This is a genomic window from Desertihabitans aurantiacus (genome assembly GCF_003344635.1).
GTDB lineage: Bacteria > Actinomycetota > Actinomycetes > Propionibacteriales > Propionibacteriaceae > Desertihabitans > Desertihabitans aurantiacus.
Genome location: NZ_QPKK01000105.1, coordinates 1 through 12,551 on the forward strand (window position 1 = coordinate 1; position 12,551 = coordinate 12,551).

At 74.9% G+C, this 12,551-nt stretch carries 15 protein-coding genes; 6 read left to right on the top strand and 9 right to left on the bottom strand.

Annotated features, from left to right (window positions below):
* From DVA66_RS10200 to DVA66_RS10210, 3 genes are all read left to right on the top strand, one after another.
* The coding region (locus DVA66_RS10200; RefSeq protein WP_157973938.1) for an ATP-binding cassette domain-containing protein at positions 1-990 on the top strand (990 nt) is incomplete at its 5' end.
* Positions 991-993: 3 nt separating this feature from the next.
* Positions 994-1,512, top strand: coding sequence for a hypothetical protein (locus DVA66_RS10205; protein WP_114559991.1), 519 nt, complete (start codon positions 994-996; stop codon positions 1,510-1,512).
* On the top strand, positions 1,509-2,420 hold the full coding sequence (locus DVA66_RS10210; RefSeq protein ID WP_114559992.1) for a hypothetical protein: 912 nt from the start codon (positions 1,509-1,511) through the stop codon (positions 2,418-2,420). The genes DVA66_RS10205 and DVA66_RS10210 overlap by 4 nt, the downstream gene beginning before the upstream one ends.
* Positions 2,421-2,423: 3 nt before the next feature.
* On the opposite strand, the gene DVA66_RS10215 is transcribed toward DVA66_RS10210, so the two are convergent.
* From DVA66_RS10215 to DVA66_RS21925, 6 genes are all read right to left on the bottom strand, one after another.
* Positions 2,424-3,086 carry a response regulator transcription factor gene (locus tag DVA66_RS10215; RefSeq protein ID WP_114559993.1) on the bottom strand — a complete coding sequence of 221 codons (663 nt, stop codon included), beginning with the start codon at positions 3,084-3,086 and terminating at the stop codon, positions 2,424-2,426.
* Positions 3,083-4,579 carry a sensor histidine kinase gene (locus DVA66_RS10220; RefSeq protein WP_114559994.1) on the bottom strand — a complete coding sequence of 499 codons (1,497 nt, stop codon included), beginning with the start codon at positions 4,577-4,579 and terminating at the stop codon, positions 3,083-3,085. Before DVA66_RS10220 ends, DVA66_RS10215 begins: the two co-directional genes overlap by 4 nt.
* A 79-nt stretch (positions 4,580-4,658) precedes the next feature.
* Complete coding sequence (locus DVA66_RS20890; protein ID WP_157973939.1) at positions 4,659-5,078, bottom strand: hypothetical protein; 420 nt, start codon at positions 5,076-5,078, stop codon at positions 4,659-4,661.
* A 160-nt stretch (positions 5,079-5,238) separates the two neighbouring features.
* Positions 5,239-5,727, bottom strand: a complete 489-nt coding sequence (locus DVA66_RS10230) for an SRPBCC family protein (protein WP_114559996.1) — start codon at positions 5,725-5,727, stop codon at positions 5,239-5,241.
* Positions 5,724-7,076 (bottom strand): dipeptidase, encoded by a 1,353-nt coding sequence (locus DVA66_RS10235; RefSeq protein WP_269801617.1) that lies wholly within the window; start codon positions 7,074-7,076, stop codon positions 5,724-5,726. Before DVA66_RS10235 ends, DVA66_RS10230 begins: the two co-directional genes overlap by 4 nt.
* Before the next feature lie 9 nt (positions 7,077-7,085).
* A complete protein-coding gene (locus tag DVA66_RS21925; protein WP_114559997.1) occupies positions 7,086-7,685 on the bottom strand; it encodes a TetR/AcrR family transcriptional regulator in 600 nt (199 codons plus the stop codon).
* Positions 7,686-7,768: 83 nt separating this feature from the next.
* Between DVA66_RS21925 and DVA66_RS10245 the strand changes: the two genes are divergently transcribed.
* A complete protein-coding gene (locus DVA66_RS10245) occupies positions 7,769-8,170 on the top strand; it encodes a VOC family protein (RefSeq protein ID WP_114559998.1) in 402 nt (133 codons plus the stop codon).
* 44 nt (positions 8,171-8,214) lie between these two features.
* On the top strand, positions 8,215-8,922 hold the full coding sequence (locus DVA66_RS10250; RefSeq protein WP_157973940.1) for a phosphotransferase family protein: 708 nt from the start codon (positions 8,215-8,217) through the stop codon (positions 8,920-8,922).
* Positions 8,923-8,967: 45 nt separating this feature from the next.
* On the opposite strand, the gene purL is transcribed toward DVA66_RS10250, so the two are convergent.
* Positions 8,968-11,259 (bottom strand): phosphoribosylformylglycinamidine synthase subunit PurL, encoded by a 2,292-nt coding sequence (gene purL / locus DVA66_RS10255; protein WP_114560000.1) that lies wholly within the window; start codon positions 11,257-11,259, stop codon positions 8,968-8,970.
* A 91-nt stretch (positions 11,260-11,350) separates the two neighbouring features.
* Here purL and DVA66_RS20895 point away from each other — a divergent pair, with 91 nt between their 5' ends.
* A complete protein-coding gene (locus DVA66_RS20895) occupies positions 11,351-11,524 on the top strand; it encodes a hypothetical protein (protein ID WP_157973941.1) in 174 nt (57 codons plus the stop codon).
* A gap of 8 nt (positions 11,525-11,532) precedes the next feature.
* Here the strand turns inward: DVA66_RS20895 and DVA66_RS10260 are convergent, their stop codons facing one another.
* The gene (locus DVA66_RS10260; protein ID WP_114560001.1) at positions 11,533-11,922 is read right to left on the bottom strand and encodes a VOC family protein; all 390 of its coding nucleotides are present in this window, start codon (positions 11,920-11,922) and stop codon (positions 11,533-11,535) included.
* Positions 11,882-12,551: AraC family transcriptional regulator (locus DVA66_RS10265; protein ID WP_157973942.1), on the bottom strand; the 670-nt coding region annotated here is incomplete at its 5' end. The genes DVA66_RS10265 and DVA66_RS10260, both read right to left, overlap by 41 nt.

Here is a 12,551-nt window from a genome sequence, read left to right on the forward strand (position 1 = left end):
ATCGCCGAGGGGGCCGCGGCCGCCGCCGGCGTGGCCGCGCTGCTGGTCGGCGCCTTCGAGGTGCGCGAGGGACGCGCCAGCGCCGGCACCGTGCTGGCCGCGGTCAGCCTCGCCGGCCTGCTCGGCGGCTACCTGCGCGACCTCGGACGGGTGGCCGAGTACGCCGCCGGCGCCCGGATCGCCCGCCGCGCCGTCCGCAGCTTCCTCGACATCCCGCCGCTGCCCGACCCCGCCGACCAGCCCGACCTGGAGGTGCGCACCGGCGCGGTGGAGATCGAGCGGGTCAGCGTCGGCGAGGCGCTGAGCGACGTCACCCTGCGAGTCCGCGGCGGCCGCCGGGTCGCGGTGGTCGGCGCCAACGGCGCGGGCAAGAGCACCCTGGTGGCGCTGGTGGCCCGGCTGTCGGACCCCGACGCCGGACGGGTCTGCATCGACGGCCAGGACGTCCGGCACCGCTCGCTCGCCTCGGTGCGGGCCGCGGTCGGCATCGCCAGCCCCGACCTCCCGCTGCTGCGCGGCAGCCTGCGGCGCAACGTCACCTACCGCAACCCGCGGGTGGACGAGGCCGAGCTGGCCCGGATCAGCACGCTCTGCGGCCTGGACGAGCTGGCCGCCGAGCTGCCCGACGGCTGGCGCACCGACGTCGGCGAGTCCGGCAGCCGGCTGTCGGCCGGGCAGCGCGGCCGGGTCGCGGTCGCCCGCGCCGCCCTGGGACGTCCACCGCTGCTGGTCCTGGACGAGGCCGAGAGCCACCTCGACGCCGACGCCAGCCGGGTGGTCGACCGGGTGCTCGCGGACCACTCCGGCACCGCCCTCGTCGTCACCCACCGCCGCGAGCTGGTCGAGCGCGCCGACGAGGTGTGGTGCCTGCAGGACGGCCGCGTCGTGGAGACCGGTCCGCCGGGGCTGCTGCTGACCGGCACCGGACCCACCGCGCGGCTCTTCGCCGCCGGCCCTCGACCCGTGGCCGCCCTGGCCGGAAGGAGCTGAGAGATGACCCCGAGGACCCCTCCTGCCGGCGGTGAGCGGCTGCAGAAGGCGCTCACCCTGCTGGCCGCCGCCGGGCTGGTCACCGCCGTGCTGGTGCCCGTGCGGCAGAGCTGGCGCCCACCGTCCGAACGCCGCGACGGCTTCCCGCTGTCCTACTACCCGATGTTCAGCGCCCGCCGTCGGCGCACCGGCACGGTGGTGCACCTGCTCGGCGTCGACGCCGACGGCGAGAGCCGGGTGCTGCACCACCGCCACGCCGGCACCGGCGGGATGAACCAGGTGCGCCGCCAGATGAACCGCCGGGTGGCCCGCGGCGCTGCCGCCGGGCTGGCTGCGGAGGCCGCCCGGTCGGTGGCGGCCAGCAGCCGGCCCACCGAGCGCGGCGTGGTCGAGGTGCAGGTGGTCAGCAGCACCCACCGCTACGACGACTTCTTCGCCGGCGACCCCGGACCGCTGCGCCGCACCGTGCACGCCAGCGCGACCGTGCCGCGGCCCACCCTCCCCGCAGGAGGGCGACGATGAGCTGGCTCGACCGACTGCAGCGCCGCCTCGACCAGACGCTGCTCCCAAGCGCCCCGGCGACCCGCCCGGCGCTGCTGCGCATCGTCAACGGCGTCTACACCGGCCTCTACCTGGCTCGCCGGGTGAAGATGTTCCGCCGGGTGCACCGCACCGACCCCTCGCTGTTCGCCCCGGTCGGGCCGGTCCGGGTGCTGCGCCGGCCGCTGCCGCCGGTGGTGGCCGACGGCCTGCTCTACGCCGGGCTGGCCACCGACGTCGCCTTCACCGCCGGGCTGTGGCACCGGGTCACCGGCCCGGCCCACGCCGCGCTGCTGCTGTGGACGTTGTCCTACCGCAACAGCTGGTCGATGGTCTTCCACCACGACAACGCCCTGGTGCTGCACGCCGCCGTCCTCGGCTGCACGCCCTCGGCCGACGCGCTCTCGGTGGACGCCCTGCACACCCGCGCCCCGCGTCCGGACAGCTGGCGCTACGGCACACCGGGACGGGTGATGGAGGCGGTGACCGCGGCGTCCTACCTCGTCACCGCGATCGCCAAGGTGAAGGGGCCGCTGGGCTGGTCGTGGGTGCGCGGGGAGTCGCTGCGGAGCCAGATCGCCGCCGACGCGCTGCGCAAGGCGCTGCTCGGGGAGCCGGTGAGCAGCACCGGCACCCGGCTGTACCCGCACACCCGGGTGTTCACGGTGATGGCCGCCGCCTCGCTGGTCCTCGAGCTCGCCGCCCCGCTGGCGCTGCTGGACCGCCGGCTGGCCCGGCTCTGGTCGGTCGGCGCCTTCGGGCTGCACTGGGGGATCAAGGTGATCATGGGCATCCGCTTCCGCCACCACCTCACCGGGGTGATCTACGCGCCGTCCTTCCCGCTGGAGCGGCTGCTCCCGCTGGGACGCCGGCTGCTGCGCCGGCGCTGACCCTCAGCCGGTCAGCCGGTACCCCGCGCCGCGGACGGTGCTGATCCGCTCCGGGCCGATCTTGTTGCGCAGGTAGCGCACGTAGACGTCGACCACGTTCGAGCCGGGGTCGAAGTCGTAGCCCCACACCCGGCTCAGCAGCTGCTCGCGGCTGAGCACCTGGCGCGGGTGCTGCAGGAACATGTCGAGCAGCGCGAACTCCCGCGCCGACAGCTCGACCTCCCGTCCGCCGTCCACCCGGACGGTGCGGCTGTGCAGGTCGAGGGTGAGGGCGCCGACGGTGCGGGTGCTGCTCGCCGCCGCCGGCCGGTCGCGCAGCCGCACCTTGATCCGGGCGACCAGCTCCTCGAACCGGAAGGGCTTGGCCAGGTAGTCGTCGGCGCCGCTCTCGAAGCCGGTCACGGTGTCGGCCACGGAGTCCCGCGCGGTGAGGATGATCACCGGCATGGTCGAGCCCTGGCCGCGCAGGTTCTCCAGCACCGACAGCCCGTCCATCCCGGGCAGCCCGATGTCGAGCACCATCAGGTCGAAGTCCCCGGTCAGGGCGTGGTCGAGCCCGCCGGGGCCGTCCCCGACCACCAGGGTCGCGTAGCCGGCGGCCCGCAGACCCTTCTCGACGAAGGCCGCGATCCGCGGCTCGTCCTCCACGATCAGCACCGAGCTCATCGGACCTCCTTGCTCGGCGTCCGCTCCAGCAGCGGCGCCGAGACCTCGTCGGGGACGGCGGGGAGCACGAGGGTGAAGGTGCTGCCCACCCCGGGGGCCGAGCGCAGCCGGACCGTGCCGCCGTGCCCGGCTGCGATGGCCGAGACGATGGCGAGCCCCAGCCCGGCGCCGGCCTCGCGGGCGCCGGCATCGGCCGGACCGCCCTGGTAGAAGCGTTCGAAGATGCGCCCCTGCTCGTCGGCGGCGATGCCGCTGCCGGTGTCGCGGACCCAGATCCGCAGCTCACCGGCGGCGCAGTCCGCGCCGAGGGCGATCAGGTCGCCGGGCCCGGTGAAGCGCACGGCGTTGCTGACCAGCTGCAGCAGGGCCTGGGTGATCCGCTGCGGGTCCAGCAGCACGGTGTCCACCACGGTCTGCTCGATCCGCCAGAGCCGGTCCCCCAGCGCGGTGCTCTTGGCCAGCACGTCGTCGAGCAGGTCGGCCACCACCGTCGGGCGCACCGCGGTGAAGTCGGGCAGCTTCGAGCGGGCCAGCATCATCAGCTCCTCCACCATCCGGTGCATGCGGTCCAGCTCGTCCATCGCCAGGTCGCGGGTGCGGCTGACGTCGGCCGGGTCGGCGGCGTCCACCAGCTCGAGGTGGCCGCGGACGATGGTCAGCGGGGTGCGCAGCTCGTGGCCGGCGTCGTCGAGCATCCGACGCTGCTGGTCGAAGGAGTCCGAGAGCCGGTCGAGCATGGCGTTGACGGTGAGGCCGAGGTCCGACACCTCGTCACCGGCGGCCAGCTGCTCGGCGGGGATGCGGTCGGTCAGGTCGGCCTCGGAGATCCGTTGCGCGGTGGTCTGCAAGGACCGCAGCGGCGCCAGCAGCCGTCCGGCCACGACGTAGCCGACCGCGGCGACCACGAGCAGGGTGAGGACGCAGATGCCGGCGTAGGTGAGGTGGGTGCGGTTGATCGGGGCCATCGCGGCCTCGACGTCGACCACCGCGACGTAGTGCCCGAGGCTGGACGAGCCCTCCACCTGCACCGGGATGGACAGGTAGGCGACCGAGCGGTGCTGCTCGGTGCTGAGGTAGCGGATCTCCAGCTCCGCCCCCGGCCTGACCGCGGCCGCGGCCTGCACCAGCTCGGTGTCGGCGGCCAGGCTCTGCTGGAACGGGTCGCCGGACTGGGGCACCATCTCGACGGCGCCGTCCACCAGACCGAGGATCGCCTCGTTGGGGTTGGGCACCGACCGGCTGATCGCCAGGTACAGCACGTCGCGCGGAGAGCTCATCGGCTCCTCGGCTCCTCCTTCGGCCACCAGCTCGGCGATCGTGCGGATCTCGTCGCTCTCCTGCACCAGGGCCTCCCGCACGGTGTCGAAGGTCGCCTGGCGGGCGAGCACGTAGGAGACCACCCCGGCCACCGACATCCCCAGCAGCGTGGTGAGCAGCACCGCGGCCATGATCCGGGTCCGCACCGCGGACCGGCGCAGCGCTGGGGCTCTCATCCGGCCAGCATCCCAGGAACGACGCCGGACCGCCCGGTGCCGGGCACCGGGCGGCCGTGGGGGGAGGCGGTGGACGTCCTCAGTCGGCGCTCTCCGGCGACTCGGGGCTTCCCGGGGAGTCGGGGCTCTCCGGAGACCGCGGGCTGACCGGGCTCATCGCGGTCCGGGGGCTGGCCGGGGACTGCGCGCTGGGCGGGCTCTGCGCCGTCAGGGCCGTCAGCGGGCTGGCCGGGCTGTTCGCAGAGCCCGGGGCGTCCGCCGCCGTCTCGGGTGAGGTGGGGCTGCCCGGCGGCACGACCTGGGGGTCGGTGCGCCCGGTCCGCGGTTCGGAGGGGCCGGTGCTCTCGGCCGGGACGTCCTGGCGGGCGTGCGCGACGACCAGGCCGGTCGCGCCGGAGAGCGGGTCGCTGGCGGGCCGGACCGCGAGGGCCGCCACCGGTGCCAGGAGTGCGGCCGCGGTCCCGCCCACGGCGACCCACGTCGTCGTCTTCTTCATCATGGTGACCAGTGAAGTCCGCGCCGATGAGGCCGCCAGGAGGGGCAGGTGAGAGACCTCTCATGCGCGTGCCGGTGCCGGGGCCACGGGCTGCAGGCCGTCCTCCCGTCGGGTCGGAGCCGGTGCGCGGATCGTCCGCCGGACCGGGGTGCTGCGGGCGCCGTCAGCCGGCGCGGTCGGCCTGCACGGCGTCGGCCTCGGCCGCGTGCTTGAGCCGCTGCAGCGTGGCCGGGATGGAGCGGCGGTTGCGGCCTCTCATGCCCAGCACGGTCATCACCAGCCGGGCCGGCAGCGGTGAGCGCGACCAGTCGAACTCCTCGGTGACGGTGGTGGCCGAGCCCGAGGGCTCCAGCCGGTAGCGCCAGCGGTGCCCGGCGAAGTGGCGCCAGGCGATCAGCCGGTCGCGCTCGAACTCCACCACCCGGTTGCGGATCCGGTAGCGCACCCGGAACAGCTGCATCCGCACGCCGAACTCCGCGCCCAGGGCCAGCCGTGCCGGCCCGGTCACCACCCCGCGGACGGTGCCGGAGCCGTCGATCCGGCGGTGCTGGTGCGGGTCGGCCAGGATGTCGAAGACCACCGCGGGCGGCGCGTCCACCAGCACCGACTCGCTGATCAGCCGGCGCGCCCCCTCCTGCCGGGGTGCGCTCATGCCGGCTGGCCCTCGGCGAGCCGGGTGAGCAGCAGCAGCTCGGCCAGGCAGGCGCGGCCGAAGTCGCCCAGGTGCATCGACTCGTCGATGCCGTGCATCCGCGAGTCCGGGTCGACCACGGCGCTGACCAGCACGGTGGCGTCGGGGAACCGGTGGGCGAACTCGGCCACCATCGGGATCGACCCGCCCTGGCCGACCTCGACCGGCTCGACCCCCCAGGCGTCGGCGAAGGCCCGTCGGGCGGCCTCGGCGTGCCGGCCGGTCAGCGGCACCGTGGACGGCTGGCCGGTGCTGCCGCGGGTGACCTCGACCCGGGCGCCCCAGGGGGCGTGGGTCTCGAGGTGGGCGACCAGCCGCTCGAGGGCGTCCACGGCGTCCAGGTGCGGCGGCACCCGCAGGCTGAGCTTGGCCCGGGCGCTCGGCACCAGCGTGTTGGACGCCTGCGCCACCGGGGTGGCGTCGATCGCGAGCACGCTGATCGCCGGCTGGGTCCACAACCGGCTGACCACCGAGCCGGTGCCGGTCCAGCGCACCCCGTCGAGGATCCCGGTCTCGGCGCGCAGCCGCTCCTCGGGGTACTCCAGGTCGGGGCCGTCGGTGCCGGTCAGGCCCTCCACGGCCACCGAGCCGTGCTCGTCGTGCAGGGTGGCGAGCAGCCGGCTGAGCGCGGTGAGGGCGTCCGGCACGACTCCGCCGTACTGGCCGGAGTGCAGGGCGTGGTCGAGGGTGGCGACCTCCACCACGCAGTCGGCCAGGCCGCGCAGGGTGGTGGTGAAGGCCGGCGCGCCGACGTCCCAGTTGGCGGAGTCGGCGATGACGAAGACGTCGGCGGCGATCGCCTCGGCGTGCGCGGTGAGGGTCTGGCTCAGCGTCGGCGAGCCGATCTCCTCCTCGCCCTCGACGAAGAGCGTGACGCCCACCGGCGGACGTCCGCCGAGGGCGCGCAGCGCGGCCAGGTGCACCGACAGCCCGCCCTTGTCGTCGGCGGCGCCGCGGCCGAACACCCGCTCGCCGCGCTCGGTGGCCGCGAACGGCTCGCTGCTCCAGCGGGTGGCGTCCCCGGTCGGCTGGACGTCGTGGTGGGCGTACAGGCAGACCGTCGGAGCACCGGCCGCCGCGGGCCAGTGCGCGATCACGGCGGGCTGGCCGCCGTCCTCGGTGACCACCGAGACGTCGGCCGCGCCGAGCTCGCGGGCCAGCTCGGCGACCTTCTCCGCGCTGCGTCGGACGTCGTCGGCGTGGGCGGGGTCGGCGCTCACCGAGGGGATCGCGACGAGTTCGGCGAGGTCCTGGCGGACCCGCGGCATCACCTGGTCGAGGGCGGCGGCGAGGGCTTCGGTGGTGGGCACGGGGCGACCCTACCGAGCGGTCGCGGGCGGTGGCCCGTCCGCGTCGGAGGGCCGGCGCCGCAGCGAGCCGACCAGCCGCTGCAGACCGGACTCGGCCGCCTCCCGGTCGCCGCCCTCGGCCACCCACAGCGCGGCCTCGTTCATCGCCCCGCTGAGCAGGGCGGCGGCCGCCGCGGGGTCGACGGCCAGGTCGGTCAGCCCGGCCAGGCCCTGCTCCAGCAGCCGGCCGGAGTGCTCGGCGTCGAGGCGGCGCCACTCGGCCCAGCCGAGGACGGCCGGCCCGTCCAGGAGCATCACCCGGCGCACCTCGGGAGCGAGGCTGGCCCGCAGGAAGGCCCGGCAGCCGGCCTCGATCGCCTCCCACCCGTCCCCCGGCGCCGCCCGCCCGACCTGCGCGGCGACCGCGGCCTGCACGTCGGCGAGCACCGCGGTGAAGAGCGCCTGCTTGCTGCCGAAGTGGTGGTAGACCGCGCCGCGGGTCACGCCGGCCTCGGCGGCCACCTGCTCCAGGCCCACGGCGGCGAAGCCGAGGTCGGCGAAGAGCCGGCGTGCGGTCGCCCGGACCGTCCGCGCGGTCTGCTCGCTCTGCTCCCGGCTGGCTCTCGGCACCTCACCCTCCCTTTACGTGCGGACCGTATGTATAGTACCGAGAAGATACATACATGCTGTATGTAAATGAGGAGGAGCCACCCATGATCACCAGCCTGTACCCGGTGCTGATGAGCACCGACGTCCCCGCCACCGCCGGGTTCTTCCGGGACGCGTTCGGCCTGGAGACCGTCTTCGAGACCGACTGGTACGTCTCGCTCGAGCACGCCGCCTGGGAGCTGGCGGTGGTGCACGCCGAGCACCCCACCGTCCCGGCCGGGCACCGCACACCGGCCGCCGGGCTGCTGGTCAACGTCGAGGTCGACGACGTCGACGCCGAGCACGCCCGGCTGGTCGGCGAGCGCGGGCTCGAGGTCGCGCTGGAGCTGCGGACCGAGGACTTCGGGCAGCGGCACTTCATCGTCGTCGCCCCGGGCGGGGTGCTGGTCGACGTCATCCAGCCGATCCCCTACAGCGGGGCCTACGCCGGCCACGGGCCGTCCTGACGGCGCTCCGGTCACGGCCGGGGAGCAGCGGGCAGGATGGGCGGGTGCGGCAGGGTGCGGTCGGTCAGGTGCGCGTGGTGCGGGTGGACGGCCGGGAGCTGGTCGAGAAGCGGTTCGCCGACCCGGCTCGCCACGACACCGAGGTGCAGGCGCTGCGGGCGCTGGCAGGCAGCGGGCTGCCGGTGCCGGAGCTGGTCGCCGTCACGCCCGGGTCGGTGCTGATGACCCTGCTGCCGGGTGAGCGGCTGGACGGCCTGGACGCCTCCCGGCAGATCGCCGGCATCAGCGCCTCCGCGGAGCTGCTGCGCGAGCTGCACCGGTTGCCACCGCCGACGGGTCTGCCGGGCCCGCCCGACGACGCCCGCACCATCCGCCGCTACCGCGACGCCGGCGGGCCGCCCCTGCCGCTGCGCGTCCCGCCGGCCACCCCACCGGTCTTCTGCCACGGGGACTGGACCAACGGCAACCTGCTCCTCAGCGGCGAGGAGGTGAGCGGGGTGGTCGACTGGGAGGCCGCCCACGTGGGCGACCCGCTGCGGGAGCTGTCCCGCGCGGCCTACGGGGCCTCCCGGGACGACCCTCGCCGGGCCGAGGCGCTGGTCGAGGCCTACGGGGCCGACCCCGCCGACGTCCGCGCCTGGTTGCCGCTGCACGCCGCGGAGCTGTGGCTCTGGTTCCGCGAGGCCGGGCCTCCGGAGTACCTGGACCGGCTCACCCGCGACCTGAGGTCGTGGCCGACCGCCTGGGACTGAGCACCACCCACTCCGGCGCAGACCCCGTGCCGACGGCGGTCGCGCTCAGCCGGCGGCGATCCCGAGAGCTCGCGGGATCGGGGCGGTCCAGACGTCACGGACCTGGGAGAGCGGGAGGCTGAACAGCCCCTCCACCTCCAGCGCGGCGTCCGGGTCGGCGGCGGTGGTCACCCCGAGCTGGGTGATCGGCACGTCCAGCTGGGCGGCCAGCTCGACCAGCTGCTCGCCGCGGTCGGCCGGGAGCGAGACGACGACCCGTCCGGTGCTCTCGGAGAACAATGCGACGAACGGGTCGATCTCGTCGAGCCGGACCCGCACGCCGTGGCCACGACGCAGGCAGCACTCCACCAGCGCCTGGGACAGGCCGCCGTCGGAGAGGTCGTGCGCGGAGGTGAGCAGGGCCTGCCTGGCGGCCCGCTGCAGCAGCTTCGACAGCCGCATCTCGTGCTCGAGGTCGAGCTCGGGCGGGCGTCCGCCGAGGTGGTCGTGGACGACGCCGGCCCAGGCGGAGCCGGCCAGCTCGTCGCGGGTGGCGCCGAGCAGCCAGACGGTGTCGCCCTCGGCGGCGAACCCCATCGGGACGCGCTGGGCGACGTCCTCCAGCACGCCGAGCACCCCGACGGTCGGGGTGGGCAGCACCGGGGTGGTGCCGGTCTGGTTGTAGAAGCTGACGTTGCCGCCGGTGACCGGGGTGCCGAGCACCGCGCAGCCCTCGACCAGCCCCTCGACGGCCTCGACGAACTGCCACATCACCGCCGGGTCCTCCGGGGAGCCGAAGTTGAGGCAGTCGCTCACCGCCACCGGCTGGGCGCCGGTGACCGAGACGTTGCGGTAGGCCTCGGCCAGCGCGAGCTTGGCGCCCTGGCGCGGGTCGAGCAGGGTGAACCGGGCGTTGCAGTCGGTGGCGAGCGCGACCCCGAGCTGGGTCTCCTCGTCGATCCGCAGCACGCCGGCGTCCTCGGGCTGGGCCAGCACGGAGTTGCCGAGCACGAACCGGTCGTACTGGTCGGTGATCCAGGAGCGGTCGCAGAGGTTGGGCGAGCCGGCCAGCGCGAGCACGGTCTCGGCCAGCTCCGGGCCGGTGATCGGCCGGGCCAGGGTGCTGACGTCGCGGGCCTGCACCTCGTCCATCCAGTCCGGGCGGGCGTAGGGGCGCTCGTACACGGGGCCCTCGTGGGCGACGGTGCGCGGGTCGACGTCGACGACGGTCTCGCCGTGCCAGTCGATGACCAGCCGGCCGGTGTCGGTGACCTCGCCGACCACGGTGGCCTGGACGTCCCAGCGCCGGCAGATCTCGAGGAAGCGGTCCACGTGCTCGGGTGAGGCGACGGCCATCATCCGTTCCTGGGACTCGCTCATGAGGATCTCCTCGGGGCTGAGCGTGGGGTCCCGCAGCGGCACCAGGTCGAGCTCGACGTGCATGCCGCCGTCACCGGCCGCAGCCAGCTCCGACGTGGCACAGGAGATGCCGGCCGCGCCGAAGTCCTGGATGCCGTTGACCACCCCGGCCGCAAACAGCTCGAGGGTGCACTCGATCAGCAGCTTCTCCATGAAGGGGTCGCCGACCTGGACGCTGGGCCGCTTCCGCTGCGGAGCCTGTCCTGAGCCTGTCGAAGGATCGAAGGTCTCCGAGGCCAGGATGGACGCCCCGCCGATGCCGTCGCCGCCGGTGGCCGCGCCGTAGAGGATGACCTTGTTGCCGGTGCCGGTGGCGTGGGCGAGGTGCAGGTCCTCGTGGCGCAGCTTGCCGACGCAGAGCGCGTTGACCAGCGGGTTGCCGAGGTAGGAGTGGTCGAAGACCACCTCCCCGCCGATGTTGGGCAGCCCGAGGCAGTTGCCGTAGCCGCCGATGCCCGAGACCACGCCGGGCAGCACCCGGGCGGTGTCGGGGGCGTCCAGCGGGCCGAAGCGCAGCGGGTCCATCACACCGATCGGGCGGGCGCCCATGGCGAGGATGTCGCGGACGATGCCACCCACCCCGGTGGCCGCGCCCTGGTGCGGCTCGACGTAGGAGGGGTGGTTGTGCGACTCGATCTTGAAGGTGACCGCCCAGCCCTGGCCGACGTCGATGACGCCGGCGTTCTCACCGATCCCGGCCAGCAGCTCACCGGTGGGCGTCACCGGCTCCAGCGCGCCGAACTTGCGCAGGTGCACCTTGGAGGACTTGTAGGAGCAGTGCTCGGACCACATCACCGAGTACATGGCCAGCTCGCACGAGGTGGGACGGCGCCCGAGGATCTCCCGGATCCGGGCGTACTCGGGCTCCTTCAGCCCCAGCTCGGCCCACGGCTGCGTGACGTCGGGCGAGGTCTGGGCGTTCGCGACGGTATCTGCCACGGGGGCAACCTATCCGTTCGGCCCGCCCCGGCTCGACCTCGCGGCGTCCGCGGTCAGGGCCGGCGAGGGGTGGACGGGCTACGGTCGGGGCGTGGAGGCCTGGGACCGCGGCACGCTGCTCCTCACGCTCGGCGTGGTGGTGCTCGTGTTCGCCGCGGTCGTGGTGGTGATGGTCTTCTTCACCCGCCTCGTCGTCCGCTCCCTGCTGGAGCGCCAGGCCGAGGCCGACCGACGTCAGCGCCGGCGTCCGCCCGGCGACGGCTGAGCCACGCCTCAGCGACCGGTGCCGGGATAGGTGCCGAAGGTCCAGGAACTGCCCTCGGGGTCGCGCAGGGTGACCTCGCGCGAGCCGTAGTCGGTGTCGGAGGGCGCCCGCAGCACCTCCGCCCCGGCGGCGACCGCCCGCTCGTGCAGGGCGTCGGGATCGGCGCAGACCACGTAGGCGTGCGCGCTGCCCGGCGGGATGGACCACTCCCGCCCCTCGACGTGGCTGCCGAGCATCAGCCCGCCGACGCCGTCGGCGGTGAGCAGCTCGGCGTGGCCGACGTGGTCGCCGTCGCGGTGCTCCGCGGTGAGAACGAAGCCGAGGACGTCGCGGTACCAGTCGATCAGCGCTGGGGCGTCACGGGCCTGCAGGGTCAACCAGAGGGTCGGTGTGCTCATGGTCCGATGGTGCCGCGGAGCGGTGCCCGCCGGATTGGATGTTCCAGAGCTCCTCGGCCACCCAGCGCCGCGGCGGCAGCCCGGTGAAGGCGACGAAGTCGCGGCTGAGGTGGGACTGGTCGCTGAAGCCGCAGCGCGCGGCCAACCCCGCCAGGTCGACCCGCCCGACCCGGGCCTGCCCGGCGAGCGCGGTGGTGGCCCGTTCGAAGCGGATCAGCCGGGCGACCGTCTTCGGGCTGCGGCCCACCTCGCGCTGGAAGAGCGTGTCGAGGTGGCGGGTCGTGAAGCCGACCTCGCGCGCCACCTCCGCGACCGGACGGCGTCCGCCGCTGCGCTCCAGCACGGCCCAGGCGTGCCGCAGCTCCGGGCGCACCGCTGCGTCCCGGCGGTGCCGCACCAGGTGGTCGCGCACCCGGGCGAAGGCCTCGTCCCAGCCGCTGACCTCGCTCAGCTGCTCGTGCAGCCGGCGTCCGGGCGCCCCGAGGACGTCCGCGCCGGCGAAGTCGTCCACCGACAGCTCCGCGGCCGGGACGCCGAACAGCGACCGCGCCGCCAGCGGGTGCACCGCCAGCTGGACGCCGGCCTGGCCGGGACGCTGCCGCACCCAGCTGGCGCGCACGTGCAGCCCG

Coding starts and splice junctions, on each gene's coding strand:
- DVA66_RS10205 (WP_114559991.1), top strand. CDS start 994: ATGACCCCGAGGACCCCTCCTGCCGGCGGTGAGCGGCTGCAGAAGGCG.
- DVA66_RS10210 (WP_114559992.1), top strand. CDS start 1,509: ATGAGCTGGCTCGACCGACTGCAGCGCCGCCTCGACCAGACGCTGCTC.
- DVA66_RS10215 (WP_114559993.1), bottom strand. CDS start 3,086: ATGAGCTCGGTGCTGATCGTGGAGGACGAGCCGCGGATCGCGGCCTTC.
- DVA66_RS10220 (WP_114559994.1), bottom strand. CDS start 4,579: ATGAGAGCCCCAGCGCTGCGCCGGTCCGCGGTGCGGACCCGGATCATG.
- DVA66_RS20890 (WP_157973939.1), bottom strand. CDS start 5,078: ATGATGAAGAAGACGACGACGTGGGTCGCCGTGGGCGGGACCGCGGCC.
- DVA66_RS10230 (WP_114559996.1), bottom strand. CDS start 5,727: ATGAGCGCACCCCGGCAGGAGGGGGCGCGCCGGCTGATCAGCGAGTCG.
- DVA66_RS10245 (WP_114559998.1), top strand. CDS start 7,769: ATGATCACCAGCCTGTACCCGGTGCTGATGAGCACCGACGTCCCCGCC.
- DVA66_RS10260 (WP_114560001.1), bottom strand. CDS start 11,922: ATGAGCACACCGACCCTCTGGTTGACCCTGCAGGCCCGTGACGCCCCA.